Source organism: Athalassotoga sp., from assembly GCF_049965695.1.
Classification (GTDB): domain Bacteria; phylum Thermotogota; class Thermotogae; order Mesoaciditogales; family Mesoaciditogaceae; genus Athalassotoga.
Genome location: NZ_JBMFWB010000022.1, coordinates 1 through 18,573, shown reverse-complemented (window position 1 = coordinate 18,573; position 18,573 = coordinate 1). Strand labels below are relative to the sequence as shown.

At 39.2% G+C, this 18,573-nt stretch carries 14 protein-coding genes; 10 read left to right on the top strand and 4 right to left on the bottom strand.

Annotation, left to right across the window (positions count from 1 at the left end; all coding sequences use genetic code 11):
* The first annotated feature begins 14 nt into the window (after window positions 1–14).
* The 10 genes from ACP5NR_RS07380 to ACP5NR_RS07335 all read left to right on the top strand — a co-directional run bounded on the left by ACP5NR_RS07380 (window position 15) and on the right by ACP5NR_RS07335 (window position 13,789).
* Window positions 15–515, top strand: a complete 501-nt coding sequence (locus ACP5NR_RS07380; protein ID WP_428005389.1) for a dihydrofolate reductase family protein — start codon at window positions 15–17, stop codon at window positions 513–515.
* Window positions 516–765: 250 nt separating this feature from the next.
* Window positions 766–2,121, top strand: a complete 1,356-nt coding sequence (locus tag ACP5NR_RS07375) for a hypothetical protein (protein ID WP_428005388.1) — start codon at window positions 766–768, stop codon at window positions 2,119–2,121.
* A gap of 5 nt (window positions 2,122–2,126) precedes the next feature.
* A complete protein-coding gene (aspC, locus tag ACP5NR_RS07370) occupies window positions 2,127–3,278 on the top strand; it encodes an aspartate aminotransferase (protein WP_428005390.1) in 1,152 nt (383 codons plus the stop codon).
* 13 nt (window positions 3,279–3,291) lie between these two features.
* Window positions 3,292–4,353 (top strand): glycosyltransferase family 4 protein, encoded by a 1,062-nt coding sequence (locus ACP5NR_RS07365; protein WP_428005387.1) that lies wholly within the window; start codon window positions 3,292–3,294, stop codon window positions 4,351–4,353.
* Window positions 4,304–5,965, top strand: coding sequence for a nucleoside kinase (locus ACP5NR_RS07360; protein WP_428005386.1), 1,662 nt, complete (start codon window positions 4,304–4,306; stop codon window positions 5,963–5,965). The genes ACP5NR_RS07365 and ACP5NR_RS07360 overlap by 50 nt, the downstream gene beginning before the upstream one ends.
* Before the next feature lie 66 nt (window positions 5,966–6,031).
* Entirely contained in the window at window positions 6,032–6,325 is a 294-nt protein-coding gene (locus ACP5NR_RS07355) for a DciA family protein (RefSeq protein ID WP_428006201.1), read from the top strand.
* Window positions 6,312–8,228 carry a DNA topoisomerase (ATP-hydrolyzing) subunit B gene (gene gyrB / locus ACP5NR_RS07350; RefSeq protein WP_428005384.1) on the top strand — a complete coding sequence of 639 codons (1,917 nt, stop codon included), beginning with the start codon at window positions 6,312–6,314 and terminating at the stop codon, window positions 8,226–8,228. The genes ACP5NR_RS07355 and gyrB overlap by 14 nt, the downstream gene beginning before the upstream one ends.
* Entirely contained in the window at window positions 8,225–8,920 is a 696-nt protein-coding gene (locus ACP5NR_RS07345; RefSeq protein ID WP_428005383.1) for a cell division protein FtsQ/DivIB, read from the top strand. Before gyrB ends, ACP5NR_RS07345 begins: the two co-directional genes overlap by 4 nt.
* Window positions 8,921–9,161: 241 nt before the next feature.
* Window positions 9,162–9,644: a crossover junction endodeoxyribonuclease RuvC gene (ruvC, locus tag ACP5NR_RS07340; RefSeq protein WP_428005382.1), complete on the top strand. Its 483-nt coding sequence runs from the start codon at window positions 9,162–9,164 to the stop codon at window positions 9,642–9,644.
* Between the two features lie 14 nt (window positions 9,645–9,658).
* Complete coding sequence (locus tag ACP5NR_RS07335) at window positions 9,659–13,789, top strand: PolC-type DNA polymerase III (RefSeq protein WP_428005381.1); 4,131 nt, start codon at window positions 9,659–9,661, stop codon at window positions 13,787–13,789.
* A 22-nt stretch (window positions 13,790–13,811) separates the two neighbouring features.
* On the opposite strand, the gene cysS is transcribed toward ACP5NR_RS07335, so the two are convergent.
* From cysS to ACP5NR_RS07315, 4 genes are all read right to left on the bottom strand, one after another.
* Window positions 13,812–15,176, bottom strand: coding sequence for a cysteine--tRNA ligase (gene cysS / locus ACP5NR_RS07330; protein WP_428005380.1), 1,365 nt, complete (start codon window positions 15,174–15,176; stop codon window positions 13,812–13,814).
* Window position 15,177: 1 nt separating this feature from the next.
* Window positions 15,178–16,620 (bottom strand): glutamate--tRNA ligase, encoded by a 1,443-nt coding sequence (gene gltX, locus ACP5NR_RS07325; RefSeq protein ID WP_428005379.1) that lies wholly within the window; start codon window positions 16,618–16,620, stop codon window positions 15,178–15,180.
* A gap of 14 nt (window positions 16,621–16,634) precedes the next feature.
* A complete protein-coding gene (gene mnmE, locus ACP5NR_RS07320) occupies window positions 16,635–17,933 on the bottom strand; it encodes a tRNA uridine-5-carboxymethylaminomethyl(34) synthesis GTPase MnmE (protein ID WP_428005378.1) in 1,299 nt (432 codons plus the stop codon).
* A 15-nt stretch (window positions 17,934–17,948) separates the two neighbouring features.
* Window positions 17,949–18,573 (bottom strand): NADH-ubiquinone oxidoreductase-F iron-sulfur binding region domain-containing protein (locus tag ACP5NR_RS07315; protein ID WP_428006200.1); only part of this gene is annotated, 625 nt, incomplete at its 5' end.

The following is an 18,573-nucleotide window of genomic DNA, read 5'->3' as shown; positions in this document are numbered from 1 at the left end:
ATAGGTGATGAACGATGAAAGTTAATCTTATAGCGGTTTTAAGTGTAAACGGAAAAATTGCGCGCTCAAACAATGCTTCAATTGACTGGAACTCAAAAGAGGATCTTGAATGGTTTAAGCATATCACAAAAAATATCGGCGTTGTGATTTTGGGAAGAAAAACTTTCGAAACGCTCAAATCTCCTCTTAAAGGTAGGCTTAACATCGTTATGACAAGAAATCCTTTTGAATCTGGGCGAGATGATTTGATATACACTTCAAATCCTCCAGGCCAGATATTGGAAATGATAGATAAGTTAGGTTACACACAAACCGCCGTCATTGGTGGTCAAGAGATATTCACGCTTTTTATGAGAGAAAAACTCGTAGACGATCTTTACATAACTTATGAACCAATTATGATTGACGGTATCGATCTGTTAAGCCAGATTCAAACAGATGTCAAGTTAAAGTTCATCGATATGAAAATGCTTAATTCTCAAACTTTTATGGTACATTATGCTATACTATACTAAGTGAAATTTAGATTCCGAATCTTTGCTCTGCTCCGGCAGGCGCCCCCTCAATGTCTGGTCCTCGCTGCGCTGCGGAGGCCATTTCGAGGGCATCTTGCCCTTCGCGACGGTAATAAGCATTCGGCTTTTGAAGTTGTTTAGATGCTCTGATAGATTTTGTTTAAGTTGATGTAAATTTTATCAATTTTAAGTGATGTTTTGTGAATTTGAATATGGAAAATTTTTTAATTTCGGAGGGAGGATTACAAAAATGGTAAAAAAATTACTTATGGTAAGTATGATCTTGGTAATAGCATCTGTTGTGCTTGCCGGCGTGATGAGTTACGTTCCTCAGAATGCAAATCTTGTCGTGTTTTTTCAGAACAACGGTGCAAATTACGATGCTTTGAAAGGCAATGTGCCAGTTTTTTCTTTCCTTTTAAACGATCTCGGACTTGAAAGTCTTGTTCAATCTTCTGTAAGCAACACGGCAAATTCTTTAAATCTCAAATCATCTCAGATATGGTCTGCCACTTTGAATGATTTTGTGATCTTTGGAAATGAAAATCAAAAAGATATCGCGGTTGTCATGAAGGCCGATCCTTCTGCACTCGTGAAGTTTTTTCAGTCTTTGATAGGTGGACAAATCGGAAGTGTTACCGTAAATGGTAAGAAATTTCAAAGTTTCGTCATAAATGGAATGACACTGTATTTTTACGGAGATTCCGGATACACGATAGCATCAAATTCCACCTCTATGATAATTGACGCACTTAATGCAAATTCATCTAAAGGCTTCTCTTTTAGCGTGAATTATCCTAAAAATGCTTGGTTTGAAGCGTACTGGAATGGAAGTCTTCCAATGATGGCAGCAACAGATGTTGTAACTCAAAAAAATGGATACGCTTACGGAATAGTTTCAAATGGCATGCTTTCAATATACGGCAAAGAAAATCTTGATTACAAAGATTCAAACCTCAAAACTCAGATAACATCTTCAAAGCCTAATTCCACATCTCTTGCCACAAATCCAGCCACAGGCAATCTTTGGATTGCAATAGATGTTCCGAATCCATCTGCTTTCTACGATGTACTTAAACCATACGTTAAAGATATAAAAGTCGGATCGATCGAGGATACCGTTACAAAAGATTTTGTAGATCACTTTAGCGGTAAAGTTTTTGCCGATATGAGTTTGCTCTCTGCAAACAACGATTTTGTCGCTACCGCTTATCTTACAAAAGATCTTTCGAGTTATATTCCTGAACTTTCAAAGTCGGCTTCCGCAACTTTCACATGGCAAGGGCATACTGTGCTTAGAGATGATACCGTTGAAGGGACAAGAACTACTTTTATGTACACGATTTTCTACCCCGATAAAGTTGTCTTATCGAACATGGATCCAGATTCGTCTGCCAAATACATCGCATCTGGCAAACCGGCACAAAGTCTTGGAAATTACTCAAGTTTCTCTTCTCAGATGTGGAACAACTCCGTCTTGACGATTTACGGTAATGTTGGAAGTTTTATAGAGAATGCGCTTCAGTACAACGTTGACTCAGGAATCGTCATTCAGGCAAGATCTGATAGTTCCGGCAACCTTGAATTTCAGATGCTTGTGAAGTGATAAGCATGGCCCTCTCGTCAACTGTCGAATCAATGAAAACATCAACGACTTTAAAGATAGATGCCCTTGCGAAAGAGATGAAAAATGCAGGCAAAGATGTGGTACTTTTTACGGCGGGAGAGCCAGATTTCCCAACTCCCGAACCAATAAAGATGGCTGCAAAAGCAGCGATAGATTCTAATTTCACAAAATACACTAACTCAAATGGGATTCAAGAATTGAGAATGGGTATTGTCAAAAAACTTCAAAAGGATAACAGACTGAATTACACGCCAGATCAAATTGTCGTCTCTAATGGCGGTAAGCAGGCACTTTTCAACGCATTTGGGGCAATATTGGAAGTTGGAGATGAAGTGATAGTCATAACTCCTGCGTGGGTAAGTTACATTCCTCAAATAAAAATGTGGAAGGGGAATGTTGTGCTTTTGAAAACTTTTCCGGAAACGGGATATCTTCCTGATGAAAAATCTTTCGAAAAGGTTGTTTCGCCAAAGACAAAAGCCATATTGATTAATTCTCCGAATAACCCAACAGGTGCGATATATCCGCCAAAAACTCTTGAGATGATAGCGAATTTTGCTAAAAAACACGATCTTTACGTTGTTGCGGATGAAATATATGAAAAACTTTCTTACGATCTTCCGCATCTTTCGATAGCATCCTTTGATGGGATGGCCGAGAGAGCGATAATCATAAATGGCTTTTCAAAAAGTTATGCCATGACCGGATGGAGAATCGGGTATTCCGCATCTTCTCAGGTTATAGCAAAGGAGATCTCAAAAATTCAGTCCCATACCACTTCAAACGTAAATTCAATCGCTCAAGTGGCAGCACTTAAAGCGCTTGATGTCGACACTTCGTATATGGCTAAAGAATTCAAGGAAAGAAGAGATTTAACAGTTGATCTGCTTTCAAAAGCAGGTTTTAAATTCTTTAAGCCACAAGGAGCATTTTATGTGATGATAGATATGAGAGAATTCATGTCAGAGAAAAGCACGGAAGAATTTTGCCTTGATCTCATAAAAACGGCTGGCGTGGCCATGATACCTGCAGATGATTTCTACGCTCCCGGCTTTGTGAGAATGTCATTTTCAACTTCAAAACAAGAAATTGAGAATGGAATTCAGAGAATGAAATCTCACCTTATCGCAAGTTGAAAGGCTGATCGATTTGGACAGAATAACGATTGGCCTTATTGCTTTCATAGTTACAATGGTGGTAACGCCTTTTGCGATAAGATTTGCAAAAAAGCACGGTTTTGTTGATGTCCCCGATAAAAGAAAAATTCATAAAATTCCAACTCCAAGAATTGGCGGGATAGGTATTTTTGCCGGTGTTTTAATTGGTATCATTGCCACCGCGTTTTTTACTAAAGACACGTGGCAATTATGGGCACTTATCCCGATTTCGTTGATTGCTGTAATGGGCTTTGTGGATGATGTGAAAGGTCTTTCTTTTAAAATAAAGTTTCTTGTCCAAATCGTGGCATCTATTCTTGCGGTCATATTGGTGGGAGCAAATTTGAGCCACTTTAACAATCCATTTGGTGGCGGTATATCTCTTGGAATTTTTGGACCAATTCTTGCGGTTATATGGATGGTAGGTGTTACCAATGCCATAAACCTTACCGACGGTCTTGATGGTCTTGCAGCAGGCATAAGTGCCATATCGGCTTTCACAATAGCCGTTACTTCTTCAAGAGTTAACGTTGCCGCCACACTGGTAGCCATTTCCATTTTTGCATCATCGTTGGCATTTTTAAGGTACAATTTTCATCCCGCAAAAACTTTTATGGGAGACACCGGAAGTCAATTGCTGGGCTTCACTCTCGCTTTGATAGCCATAAAAGGAGCATCGATTTCGGCTTCGACGCTTTCTTTGGCAGTTCCGTTGCTTGCTTTGGGTGTTCCGATTTTAGACACCGTTTATGCTTTTGGAAGAAGAATTCTTGGCGGACATAATCCTTTTCTTCCCGATAAAATGCATATTCATCATCAACTCCTTGAGATAGGATTTTCACAGATTACAGCCGTGCTTTTTATGTACGCGGTGAGTATTTTATTTTCGATTATAGCCGTAACTTACAGTGGTATACATGAACTCACTGCCGTTGCGTTTTACATAATTATAGGAATTTTACTTATATCTTTTTTATGGGTTATGAGAAAAAGGAGGGCAAAGAATGGACGACGTGTTGAAAATAAAATTGACAAGGACAAATCAGATCGTTGAATACCCAAAAAAGATTTTGATCGAAGCGATAGCAAAAGAACATCAAAAATTTTATCCGTCAAGGATCGTTGCGTCTATATTTAACAACGATATAAGGGAACTTTCCAAGACTTTGGAAAGAGATGGAGAACTTGATTTTATCGATTTGACAAGTGAAGATGGCGTTAGAATATATCAAAGAGGACTTATGTTTATAGCTTACGTTGCGTCGAAAGAAATTTTTCCAAACAAAAAAATGCGGGTGAGATATTCACTGGGTAAAGGCGTTTATTGCGAGTTTGAAGGATGGGAACCGTCCGAATCGGATCTTGCGAGTTTGAAAGAAAAGATGTTAGAACTCGTTAAAATGGATGTCCCATTTCTGAAAGAAGAACTCTATAAATTCGATGCACTTGAACTTTTTGCGAAACACAACATGAAAGATAAGATAGAACTTCTTAAATATAGAACGAAATCCACAATAAACGTTTACTGGTTTGGAAGTAATTTTAATTATTATTACGGGCATATGGTTCCTTCCACATCTTATATAGATCTTTTTGACGTTGTGAAAATAGATCATGGATTTGTACTTGTCCATCCCGATATAACTTCTCCGAACGAACTTCCGACGTATATTCCTCAGGTTAAGATGGCCAAGGCGTATGGAGACAGGGCAAGATGGGGAAAGATAGTTGGAATGGAAACTGCCGGAGACCTTAACAGGATTGTCTCGGAAGGCAGATCGCGTGAACTCATAATGATGTGCGAATTGCTTCATGAAAAAGAAATATCAAAGATAGCGGACGATATAACATCTAAAGGAACTGTGAAACTTGTGCTTTGCGCAGGTCCGTCTTCTTCAGGTAAAACGACATTTTCAAAGAGGCTTTCTTTGCAATTGAAAGTTAACGGCTTCGAACCATATCCTATTTCATTGGATGATTATTTTGTTGAAAGAGATAAAACTCCTCTCGGATCTGACGGGAAACCGGACTTTGAATCGATAGAAGCACTTGATCTTGAACTTTTTTCGAGAAACATGAACGATATTTTCAACGGTAAAAGCGTTGAACTTCCAAAGTTCAATTTTAAAACTGGAAAGCGTGAATACAAAGGAGATATCATAAAGCCAAGTGATAAAACGATTCTTGTCGTTGAAGGTATACATGGTCTTAATCCATTGATGACAAAGAATTTCGATCCCGCTCTGGTTTACAAGATATACGTGAGTGCGTTAACCCAGACAAGTCTCGATGAAGATAACAGAATACCCACAACTGACGTGAGAATAATAAGAAGAATGATAAGAGATTATAATTTCAGAGGGCATAGTGCGCTTATGACTTTGCAAATGTGGCCGAGCGTAAGAATGGGAGAAGAAAAAAATATCTTTCCGTATCAAGAAGCGGCAGATGTGATGTTCAATTCGGCGCTACCATACGAACTCGCCGTTTTGAAGAATTTTGCGATGCCTCTGTTACTTCAGGTTGATAATTCAACGCCTGAATACAGTCAGGCAAGAAGATTGATAAGATTCCTTGATTATTTTCTGTCTATAATTGATTTTGATGTGATTCCTTCAACTTCGATAATAAGGGAATTCATAGGATCGAGTTACTTTCACTATTGAATCTAAGCATCATGATCTCCGCATTCAGGTCCAGAATATGATATAATATAACAGATGGAACGTGAATTGTCGAAGATTTTGGATGATCTAAGCGGCGTTAATCCTTTTTTTCTTGAACTACAAAAAAGGGTGTTTTTGAACTCGTTGTGGAAATCGATTGTTGGAGATCGAATTTCTGCTCATACTTATATTTGTGAAGGTAAAGACAAAGTACTTGAAATATGGGTAAGCGATCCGATGCTTGGAAGTGATTTAAGATTTATGTCTTCAGATATTCTCAGCATGATGAAAAAAAATGGACTTGAGTTCAAAAAAATAGACGTTAAGAGATTAAGAGGTGGAACAAATGATAAACAGTGAGGAAAATTACGACGCGAGTAGCATAAAAGTGCTTCATGGCCTTGAGGCTGTTAGAAAAAGACCGGGGATGTACGTTGGCTCAACCGGTTCCGCAGGCCTTCATCATCTTGTGAGTGAAATAGTTGATAACAGTGTCGATGAGGTAATGGGTGGGTTTTGTGATTGGATAAAGGTTGAAGTGTCACCGGGATCTATAGTTACAGTAGAAGATAACGGCCGGGGAATACCCGTAGATGAGCACCCTGAAGAACACAAAAGCGCGCTTGAAGTCGTCATGACGGATCTTCATGCAGGCGCAAAATTTTCAAATACCATTTACAAAACAAGCGGAGGCCTTCATGGCGTCGGTGCGAGTGTCGTTAACGCTTTGAGCGAATGGTTGGATGTTTTTGTGAAAAGAAACGGTCATATATACCATCAGAGGTACGAAAAAGGGATTCCTCAAACTCCGGTTGAAGTCGTTGGAGATGCCAGTGAAACTGGAACAAAGACGATCTTCAAGCCTGATGCGACCATCTTTCATACCCTTGATTTTGATTCCAAGATAATCGAGAACAGACTTATGGAACTGGCATTTTTGAATAAAAATGTGACCATTGAGTTTGTGGATTCAAGAGAAGAACCGAATTACAGAAAAATTTTGCATTTCGATGGCGGTATCAACGAATATCTCAATTATCTATCACATGGTTCTAAAATAATTATGGATAAACCCATTTACTTATCCGATAAATCAGGCGATACGACATTTGAACTTTCTTTTAATTACACCGATGATTACGACGAAACTTTGGAAGCCTTCGTCAACAACATAAACACGGTCGAAGGCGGTACACATGTGAGCGCAATGCACAGTGCATTTACCAAAGTTTTCAACGACTTTGCAAGAAAAATTGGCGTCTTGAAAAAAAACGACGAAAATTTCAAAAGCAGTGACATAAGAGAAGGTCTTGTCGTTGTTTTAAGCGTTAAAATTCCGGAACCGCAGTTTGAAGGTCAAACAAAGGCCAAACTTGGTAACGAAGAGGTAGGCACATCTTTAAATTACATGATTCAGGATAGACTTTCAGAAATCCTTGAAATAGATCAGAAAAATCTAAAAAAAGTGCTTGATAGAATTTCTCAAGCCGCGGAAGCGAGAATTGCTTCCAAAAAAGCAAGGGAAATGGTAAGGAGAAAGAATGCGCTTGAGAATACCTCTCTTCCGGGGAAACTTGCCGATTGTACCCTTATGGGTACCGAAAATTCTGAACTTTTCATCGTTGAAGGAGATTCGGCAGGAGGATCGGCAAAGCAGGGCAGGGACAGAAACATTCAGGCCATTTTGCCCATAAGAGGAAAGATCTTAAACGTTGAAAAGGCCGGCATGGAGAAGTTGCTTAAAAATGAGCAGGTTAACGATATAATAATTGCGCTGGGTACGAATATAGGTGATGACTTTGATATTACCAAACTCAGGTATGACAAAATCATCATAATGACGGATGCCGATGTGGACGGTGCACATATAAGGACGTTGCTTTTGACGCTTTTTTACAGGTATATGAGAGAACTTGTAGAGAATGGCAAAGTATACGCCGCAATGCCGCCTCTTTACAGAGTGAGTTACTCTGGAAAGCACCTTTACGCTTATTCCGATGAAGAACTTAAAATCATGCTGGATAAAATAAAGAGCGAATCGAAAAATTACGATATTCAAAGGTACAAAGGATTAGGCGAAATGAATCCAGAACAACTCTGGGAAACGACTATGAATCCTCAGAACAGAAAAATGATGAAAATAGAAATTGAGGATGCTGAATATGCCAATTCTATTTTCCAGATTTTGATGGGCAATAACGTGGAAAGTAGAAGAGATTTCATATCAAGACATGCATCGACGGTTACAAATCTTGATGTATGAACGAACAATTCAAAGTAAGAGCAAATTTCGTACTTTTGGTTGTGGGTTTCGTTTTTTTAATTTACATAATAAAGATCATTCCTTCTCTCTATTTTGATCCCGTGATATATAAAATAGATGTGTCAGGAAATGAATTTTTAAATACTCAATATTTAAAAAATCTTGTGATGCCGATCGGAGGAGTTAAATTATCTAAACTCACAGTTCCTTCCGATCCTTTTTTGAAATCTTTTTCTTTTAAGTATATTGGAAACGGCACGGCAGAATTGACCGTTGTAGAAAGAAAACCATCTTTTATATCTTCAACTTCTCAGGGTTACTTTTTGACTGCTTCAGATGGCATTTTTTTAGTGGCTATTCCCAACGATGAACTTTACAAATTCACGGGAATGACCATTTTTTTTGGCATAGAATCATTCAATTTCAACAAAAGCGGCATCATGAATCCGGTACTCGTGAATGAAATAGATCAAATACTTTCGTATCCTGATTGGTTTAAAAAGGAAATTCTTGAAGTTGACCTTAAGACTAACACAATTTACTTTACAAAAGGTGTGTCCATTGAATTCAAAAATTTTAATTTAGATCAGGGAGAGGAAAAAGCCATTCTTTCAATTGTGTCGTCTTCATCCATAGGCACAAGGTACGTAACGCTTGATAACAATTTCATAGCATTGCCTCCTGCTTTTTGAACCAAAGAGACCGTGAACAGAAAAAACGAATGCGTAGGGCACCTCCTCAGAGCCGGAGCAGTCTCTGATTCTTTCCATATATTTCACATTTGAAGTTCAACAAGTGTACTTCTTTGTTTGATAACAACTTTGATGTTTTTGGTAGATCTGTTTTCATTTGGGGGAATGTTAATTCCTTAATTCTCAAACTCTTTACATCATCGTGAGGAAAGTCTAAACTCTTAAATGTATAATACCTTCGATGAGAGAAAAGAGAAGAATTTTAGGAATAGATCCGGGATTTGGGATGGTCGGTTACGGTCTTATCGATGTTGATGGAAATGAAGAAAAAATTTTGGAATATGGCATAATAAAAACCGATCCTCAGGCATCGCTCTCTAAAAGGCTTGTGGAAATATACGAGGAAATCTCAAAACTTATAAAAATTTATCAGCCGACTGAAAGTGCTGTGGAAGAACTTTACTTTTTTAGAAACGTCACGACTGCCATTTTCGTTGGGGAAGCAAGAGGTGTGATAATACTGGCACTTGAAGAAGCAAAAACGATCATATACGAATATACTCCGATGGAAGTTAAGATGGCAGTTACCGGCTACGGAAAGGCAACTAAAAGACAGGTTCAAGAAATGGTAAGGGTAATCCTTAAAATGGATAAAATCCCGAAGCCTGACGATGCAGCGGACGCACTTGCCATTGCAATATGTCATGCACATCAGATTTTGTAATCGAGGGTGATAAGATGAACTACAAAATGTCGGAATTCAATCAAAATCTTTTCTTTGAAGAATTTGAAATTTCTCCCGAGACGTTCAAAATAGAAGGAATAAATATAACAGATTCAAAAATAGAGTTTTTAGTCGATAAATTCCCCGAATCAATTGAGAAAGACGCCATATTTTATAAATATTTTGGGTTATCGGTGACTTTTAAATCTTTTGATCCTCAAGAGAAGGTAAAAGCACTTTCAGTTGAACTTAAAAAAAATATAGGAATTCTTGACGGTGTACTCGATGATGTTAAATTTGACGGAGAAAAGATCAGAATAGAAGTTTCGAATGATTATGTTCGTGACAGAATAAGCGTTAACGGATCAAAACACATGATCGACAAAATAGTTTCAGACTTTTTCCCGGGGAAGTCTCTCGAAATTGCCGTCTCTCCTTCAAAACAAGAAATGTCTCTTGAAGATGTCATGAAAATTCCCGTATCGCAGACGAAAGATAAAGTCAACGTGAAAAAACAATCCACAAAAAAAGTTACAAATGTGGAAAAAATAAACAACCTCGAAGTGGGAAGAAGTTATTGGATAGCCGGGAAGACTTTCTCATTTGATTACAGAAATGGAAAAAATTCAATACTTTCTTTCGGCATTTTCGACGGCACCGCGGCTATCACATGTAAAGCCTTCGGGACGCTTGCTTCGTCATTTTCGGATGGTATACCTGATTATTGCATCGTTTCTGGTAAAGTACAGGAAGATAAGTTCACACATGAAACGGTTTTGATGGCCAAATCGATAGATAAATGGGAACCGGAGATGCGTCAAGATAACGCTTCAATTAAAAGAGTTGAATTACATTTGCATACAACCATGTCTGCGATGGATGGGCTTGTCGATCCCAAATCGCTTTTTGAATTGTTGAAAAAATGGGGCCATGATGCCGTGGCTGTGACGGACCACGGTGTGGTTCAATCATTCCCTCAATTCGAACAAATGGGTTTGAAATATGGGATAAAACCTATTTACGGCATGGAAGCATATCTTGTCGATGATTCAAGCAAGATTTTCAGAAACGGCAAATCAAAGGAAAATATTAAGACATCCAAAATAGTCGTCGTGGATTTCGAGACAACCGGTCTTAACGCAGTTGAAGATGAAATAATAGAAATAGGCGCCGTTAAAATAGAAAACATGCGGATCGCGGGTGAATTTTCGACTCTCGTCAAACCACAAAAATCCATAACGCAAAAATCACATGATATAACCGGAATTACGGATGAAATGGTTGAAAATGCTCCTTCTATAAAAGAAGTCCTTCCCGATTTTTTGAAATTCATAGAAGGATCTGTTCTTGTTGCCCATAACGCCGATTTCGATTACAGGTTTTTGAGAGAAACGGCAAGATCTTTGGGTATCGATGTAAATTTACCTTACATAGATACCTTACAAATGTCAAAAGCGCTTATCTCGATTCCATCTTATGGACTTGAAAAAGTCGTTAAAGCACTTTCTCTTGGAGATTTCAACCATCACAGGGCGCTTGATGATGCATCTATAACGGCACAGGTTTTCATCAAATTGCTGGAAATGGCCGAACGTAAAGGAGTTCAAACTTTTGATAAACTTAACGCGCTTTCGAAGAACGTTAACATCGGAAGTTTGCGTTCGAACCATGCCACAATACTTGTAAAAGATCGAGTTGGTCTTGTTAATCTTTACAAAATTGTAAGTAAGTCTCATATTGAATTTTTTAAATCAAAGCCAAGAGTTCCGAAATCGCTGCTTGAAAAACACAGAGAAGGTTTACTGCTCGGATCAGCGTGTACTTCCGGTGAACTTGCTCAAAATTATTTTGGCGGTGCAAGTGAAGATGAACTGATCCAGATTGCTTCATTTTATGATTTTTTGGAAGTTATGCCACTTGACGTCATAAGTGATGAAGCAAATGACAGAGAAATAAGCAAAGAATTGCTTAAAAACTTTTACAGAAAAGTTTACGCGCTCGGAGATTCACTTTCGATACCCGTTGTGATGACGGGAGATGTGCATTTCTTGAACCCCGAAGATGCAAAGGTGAGATCTATACTTATGGGTGCTCAAGATTACAAAGATTTTGAAAAACAGCCTGCCCTTTACCTCAGAACAACGGATGAAATGATCAAAGCAGCCCATGAAATTTACGGAGATATGGAAAATGCAGATGAAATTTGCAAACGAATCGTTGTGGATAACACAAGGATGATAGCAAGCAAAATAGAGAAAATTCAAATAGTGGATAAGGTACTTCACACTCCAAAGATAGAAAATGCTGAAAACCTTATAAAAGAAGAGGCATATGCAAATGCCAAAAAGAAATACGGTGATCCTCTTCCGGAACCGGTTTATCAAAGAATAGAACGTGAATTGAAATCCATAATAGACAACGGTTATGCCGTACTCTACCTTATTGCAAAAAAATTGGTAGAAAAATCAAAGTCTGACGGTTACGTGGTGGGATCAAGAGGTTCTGTCGGTTCTTCATTTGTCGCAACTATGCTTGGAATAACCGAAGTTAATCCGCTTCCACCCCATTATTACTGTCCAAAGTGTCATCATTTTGAATTTGATGATTCGCAAGAATCAGGTTACGATCTGCCATTAAAACGTTGTCCCGAATGTGGATCGACGATGATATCCGATGGTCAAAACATACCATTTGAGACCTTTATGGGTTTTAAAGGTGATAAGGTGCCTGATATAGATCTTAATTTCTCCGGTGATTATCAATCAATTGGCCATAAATTCATAGAAGAACTTTTTGGCCACGATCATGTTTTCAGGGCTGGCACGATATCGACAATAGCGGAGAGGACGGCTTATGGATTTGTAAAAGGATACGTCGAAAAAACGGGCGAAAAGATGAACAAAGCCGAAATGGATTATTACGCCTTCATGCTTACAGGAGTCAAAAGAACAACTGGCCAGCATCCTGGTGGTCTTATGATAGTGCCCAAAGATCTTGACATTCACCAGTTCACAGCCGTTCAAAGACCGGCAAATGATACGAGTAGCGATGTTGTGACAACTCATTTCGATTATCAATCGATTCACGATACGCTTGTGAAACTCGATATACTTGGTCACGATGATCCAACAACCATGAAAATGCTTAAAGAAATCACCGAAATAGATCCTATGACGATCCCGATGAACGATCGGGAAACTTTGGAAATCTTCTCTTCTATAAAGCCTCTTAAAATTTCAAAAAGTGATTTTGATCATGATGTCGGTACCGTTGGCATACCGGAATTCGGGACTCAATTTGTCAAGCAGATGCTCGTTGAAACACGACCTAAATCTTTCGGAGACCTTGTAAGGATATCGGGTTTGTCCCATGGTACTGATGTTTGGTCAAACAACGCTCAAAGTGTCATAAAATCACAGAAGGCAACACTTGAAACCGTTATAGCGTGCCGAGACGATATAATGCTTTATTTGATAAAGAAAGGAATAGATAACTCATCGGCTTTCGGCATAATGGAAAAGGTGAGAAAAGGCAAGGGATTGAAAGATGAGGATATAAAGATCATGAAAGATCACGATGTTCCAGATTGGTACATCGAATCGTGTCAGAAAATAAGATATCTTTTCCCAAAAGCCCACGCCGCGGCGTACGTCAGCATGGCATTCAGAATAGCCTATTTCAAAATACATCATCCTCTGGCATTTTATGCCGCTTATTTCACCATAAAAGGGGAGGAATTTGACATAAAAATAGCATACGAAGGCCTTGATTTTGTTAACAGAGAAATCAAAAGAATTCAAAACGAAGGTGCTGACAACGTAAAAGAAAGGGCAAAAGAAAGCGTTCTCGATGTCGCGAAAGAAATGTTTTTGAGAGGTTTTAAATTCATAGGAATAGATATATTCAAATCTTCTTCGAACAAATTTGAAATAGAAGGAGACGCGCTAAGAATACCGTTGAACAAAGTGCCAGGTCTGGGCGAAAAGGTTGCCTCATCGATAGAAGAGGAAAGAAAAATAAGGCCATTCAGTTCCGTCGCAGATCTGAAGGCCAGGACAATTTTGAATAAAAATCACCTTCAAATTCTCAAAGATTTAGGTGCTTTACACGATCTGCCGGAAAAGGATCAGATAACTTTGATCTGAGCGCAGCACATAATGCAGACGGCTATTTCCATCTCCAACGTGTGCCTTCGGGCAGATCCATGATCTCGATTCCAAGTTCTTCAAGTTTTTTTCTTATCTCATCAGATTGAGCGTAATCTTTTCTCATTCTTGCGTCATTTCTTAATTTTAACTCAAGTTCTATGAAATCATCGACATTTTTACGATCTGGCTCAAAATCGAATCCCAAAAAGTAATTCCATTCATCTACAAGCACTTTGACACTTTTCATTCTTTCCACATTTCCGGTGGAAATGATATCTTTGACGAGATCGAAGATAATCGATAAAGCCTGAGGCGTGTTGAAATCATCGTCTAAAACCTCTATCATCTTCGCTTTTTGATCTTTGACGAATTCGTCTTCCGTGATCCGAAAGTCTTTTCCAACCTTTTTTTCGATCTCTTCCATCACCCTTGCTATCCTCGAATAAGCCGTTTTTGCCTCTTCCATTCTATCAGAAGAAAATTCTATTGGGCTTCTGTAATGTTTCGAGAGCAGATACATCCTTATGGCATTCTTACCGTAAGTTTTTAAAGCCTCTCTGACTGTAAAAATATTGCCTATCGATTTTGACATCTTTTCATCTTTTACAGAAATCATGCCATTATGCATCCAATAGTTTACCCATTTTTTGCCGGTTAGCGCTTCTGTCTGTGCCCTTTCGTCTTCATGGTGCGGAAAGATGAGATCGTTTCCGCCGGCATGAATGTCAAAAGCGTCACCAAGCAAAGTTTTTGACATGGATGAGCATTCTATGTGCCATCCTGGTCTTCCGTCACCCCACGGACTTTCCCATTTTGGTTCCCCCGCTTTCGATCCTTTCCAAAGTACAAAATCCAACGGATCATCTTTATTTTCGTTTATTTCAACACGTGCGCCCGAACGCATATCCGAAGGATTTCTATGTGAAAGTGCTCCATAAGAAGGAAAAGCACTCACATCGAAGTAAACGTCAGAGCTTCTTTGGTAGGCGAAATGCTTTTTTTCAAGTTCCAGAACGAATTCTTTAATTTGTTCTATAAAGTTTGTGGTTCTTGGATGATAGGTGGCCGGTTGTATACCTAATTCACAGGCATCTTTGAAGTATTCGGCAACATATCTGTCTCCTATTACCTTTGGATCGACCCCTTCGATATTTGCGGCTTTTATTATTTTGTCATCGACATCCGTGAAATTTTGAACGTATATTACCGAATAACCTCTGTATTCGAGGTATCTTCTGAAAGCATCAAAAACTACCGCGGGTCTTGCATTTCCAACGTGAATAAGGTTGTAAACTGTGGGACCGCAAACGTACATTTTGACTGCATTAGGATTGAGAGGGACAAACTCTTCTTTTTGACCACTTAAAGTGTTGTATATTTTCATTCTATCCCTCCAAAAATTTCCTTAACCTTGCTATTGTATTTTCTCTTCCAATTAAAAAGATGAACTCAACAAGATCTGGCCCTGATTCTTTTCCGGTAAGAATTTTTCTTAAAGGATGATAAAAATCGGATGCTTTGATTTTGGAATCTTTGACCGCTTTCTTCGTCGCTTCCGTTATCTTTTCCACGTTCCAGTCGTCTATCGATTCGTAAAGGTCTATAAGCACCTTGTATGCCTGAACAACGCCTGATTTTTCAACGGTTACGAACAGATCATGATCGACTTCCGGCTTCACGAAGAAGATTTCCATCTTTTCGGATAACTGTGACAGTTCTTCGAGTTCTGTTTTTAAAGATTTTATAGCATGAATTATCCATTTTTTGTTTGAGACATATTCTTCTTCAGAAAACATTTTAGGCACTATAAAGGGTTTCGAAGTTTCGTAAAGTCTTTCGTCAGATACCTCTCTTATGTATCTCCCGTTCATCCATGTCAATTTCTTTTCATCGTAGACAGCAGGATTTTTGGAGACTCTATCAAGATCGAAAAGCTTTTCCATCTCTTCGATGGACATCATCTCCTTTTGTTCCGGATGTGACCATCCGAGAAGTGCCAGATAATTTACAAGCGCTTCTGGAAGAAATCCACGTTTTCTGTATTCTCCGACAGATGTCGATCCGTGTCTTTTGCTCAATCTTGTTCTGTCGGGACCAAGAATCGTAGAGAGATGCGCAAATGCGGGCAACGGAAAGCCGAAAGATTCGTAAAGGGCCATTTGCTTTACGGTATTTGAAAGGTGATCGTCTCCGCGTATGACATGTGTGATTTTCATAAGAGCATCATCTACAACAACGGCAAAGTTGTAAGTTGGAAGTCCGCTCGATCTCATTATCGCAAAATCGCCAGTTGAATCTTCAGTGAAATTAACGTCTCCTTTCACAAGATCGTTGAGTATCCAATCTTTTCTTGGCATAGAAAAGTATATCGCCGGTTTTTTACCGGACATTTTGTATTCGCCGATTTTTTCTGTTGAAAGTTTTTCCAACATCTCTCTTGTGTAATGTGGGGCTTGAGACTTTGAAAGTATCTCTTCTCTTAATTTTCCTATATCGTCAGGTTCGGCGTAAACTTCGTAAGCCTTCCCTTCTTCGACAAGTTTATTTGCAAACTTGCGATAAACTTCAAGTCTGTCGCTTTGTCTGTAAGGGCCATACGAACCATCCGTATCAGGTCCTTCATCCCAATTGAGTCCAAGCCATTTAAGATCATCGAGAAGTTGATCTTCAAAAATTCTTTCAGACCTTTCGAGATCCGTATCTTCAATTCTTAAAATGAACTTACCTCCGTGCTTGCGGGCGTAAAGAAAAGAAAACAGGGCTGTCCTTGCTCCTCCCACATGCAGATAACCTGTCGGACTTGGTGCGAAACGGGTTCTAATTTCCATTACAATTCCTCCATTCATTTTCCAACACAAAAATTCGAAAATATCTTGTCGAGCAGATCATCAACGTAAACGCGACCGGTTAAAAGATCAAATTGCGTTATGGCATTTCTTATGTTGACTGCAATTACATCTATGGGATAACCGAAAGATTTCGCCTCGACCGCTTTTTTTAACTCCTGAATTGAGTTTTTTACGATAGAATACTGTCTCTGAGCGATCAAAACGGATTGAGATGAATTGAGTTTTTCGATTGTGCTTTTTGTCATTTGCTCGATTTCGGATTTGAGATTTTCGATTCCGTAGCCTGTCTTTGCCGAAACTTTAATCGCTCCACGCACATTTCTGTCTACTAAATCGACTTTGTTCAAAACCTTTATATCGGATTTAATCTTTAAGTCATCATAGCCTTCATGCGTTGCGTCTAAGACGTAAACTTTTATGTCGGCATTTTTTATCGCGGCAATTGCACGTTCTATTCCGATTTTCTCAATTTCATCTTCGGTGTTTCTTATACCCGCCGTATCGATGATCTTGACTTTTAGATTGTTGATGAAAGTCTCAGCCTCAACGATGTCTCTCGTTGTTCCCGGGATCGGAGTTACAATTGCGCGATCAAAACCCACTAAGGCATTCAATATGGAAGATTTCCCAACGTTTACATCACCAAAAAGCGCAACTTTTACACCTTCTATCGCAACTCTTGCTGGATTGTAAGTTGAAAGCATTCGATCGAGATCTTCGATGATTGGGTTAAGATCGAAATCATATCTTTCTTCATTTTCAAATTCTTCCGGGTAATCTATCCTTACCTCTATCTCAGAAGAAATTTTCAAAAGTTCCTCTCTTATCCTTAATATCTCTTTGTTTAGATTGCCATCGATGACTTTTCTTGCACTTTCGACTCCCGAAAGACTTGTGGAATCAACAATTTCTTCAACCGCTTCCGCTTGAGTCAAATCCATCTTTCCGTTAAGAAAAGCCCTTTTTGTGAATTCACCGTTTTCTGCCATCCTCGCGCCAGAATCCACAAGTGCTTTAAGGGCAGAGGAAAGTATGATCCAGTTTCCATGAAAAGAAATCTCAACCATGTCCTCACCGGTGTAAGTTTTTGGCCCTTTGTATGGAATGACTATCGTATCGTCGAGTATTTTACCGTCAACTTCAAAATCAGCGTGAATGGCATACCTTTCTTTTAGAATTTTCTTGACATGTTTTTGAACAATATCAAAAGCATCCGTTCCACTTACACGGATGATCCCAATTGCTGATTTTCCGGGTGGAGTCGCAATTGCCACTATTGTATCGTTTTCCATGATCTTATCACCGATTTATTTTACCACAACAAAGGCATCAACCTTTTCGACTGCATCGAACCTGCACACTTCATAGCAACTTCCGCACTTTATGCATTTCTCCTGATCTATCGTATGAACCTTCTTTATCTCGCCCGTTATCGCTCCGGTAGGACACGCCCTCGCACACGCCGTGCATCCCGTACATTTGGCTGGATCTATCCTGTAGGCTATCAACGCTTTGCACGATTTCGCAGGACATCTCTTTTCTTTCACGTGCGCTTCGTATTCGTCTCTGAAATACCTTAACGTGGATAAAACAGGGTTCGGCGCAGTCTGCCCAAGTCCGCAAAGGGCGGTTTTTGAAACAACTCTTGAAATTTTTTCAAGCATGTCTATATCTTCCATTGTCCCCTCGCCGTTGACGATTTTATCCAAGATTTGAAGCATTTCATATGTGCCTTCTCTGCATGGCGTGCATTTGCCGCAAGATTCGTCCGCCGTGAACTGCAAAAAGAACCTCGCCACATCCACCATGCATGTGTCTTCGTCCATCACTATCATCCCGCCAGAACCCATTATCGTCCCTAAACTCGTCAATGAGTCGTAATCTATCGGCGTATCCAAATATTCCTCCGGTATACACCCTCCGGATGGCCCT

Excerpts from the sequence above, each read along its gene's own strand:
- ACP5NR_RS07380 (WP_428005389.1), top strand. The coding sequence starts at position 15 with ATGAAAGTTAATCTTATAGCGGTTTTAAGTGTAAACGGAAAAATTGCG.
- ACP5NR_RS07375 (WP_428005388.1), top strand. The coding sequence starts at position 766 with ATGGTAAAAAAATTACTTATGGTAAGTATGATCTTGGTAATAGCATCT.
- aspC (WP_428005390.1), top strand. The coding sequence starts at position 2,127 with ATGGCCCTCTCGTCAACTGTCGAATCAATGAAAACATCAACGACTTTA.
- ACP5NR_RS07360 (WP_428005386.1), top strand. The coding sequence starts at position 4,304 with ATGGACGACGTGTTGAAAATAAAATTGACAAGGACAAATCAGATCGTT.
- gyrB (WP_428005384.1), top strand. The coding sequence starts at position 6,312 with ATGATAAACAGTGAGGAAAATTACGACGCGAGTAGCATAAAAGTGCTT.
- ACP5NR_RS07345 (WP_428005383.1), top strand. The coding sequence starts at position 8,225 with ATGAACGAACAATTCAAAGTAAGAGCAAATTTCGTACTTTTGGTTGTG.
- ruvC (WP_428005382.1), top strand. The coding sequence starts at position 9,162 with ATGAGAGAAAAGAGAAGAATTTTAGGAATAGATCCGGGATTTGGGATG.
- ACP5NR_RS07335 (WP_428005381.1), top strand. The coding sequence starts at position 9,659 with ATGAACTACAAAATGTCGGAATTCAATCAAAATCTTTTCTTTGAAGAA.
- cysS (WP_428005380.1), bottom strand. The coding sequence starts at position 15,176 with ATGAAAATATACAACACTTTAAGTGGTCAAAAAGAAGAGTTTGTCCCT.
- gltX (WP_428005379.1), bottom strand. The coding sequence starts at position 16,620 with ATGGAAATTAGAACCCGTTTCGCACCAAGTCCGACAGGTTATCTGCAT.
- mnmE (WP_428005378.1), bottom strand. The coding sequence starts at position 17,933 with ATGGAAAACGATACAATAGTGGCAATTGCGACTCCACCCGGAAAATCA.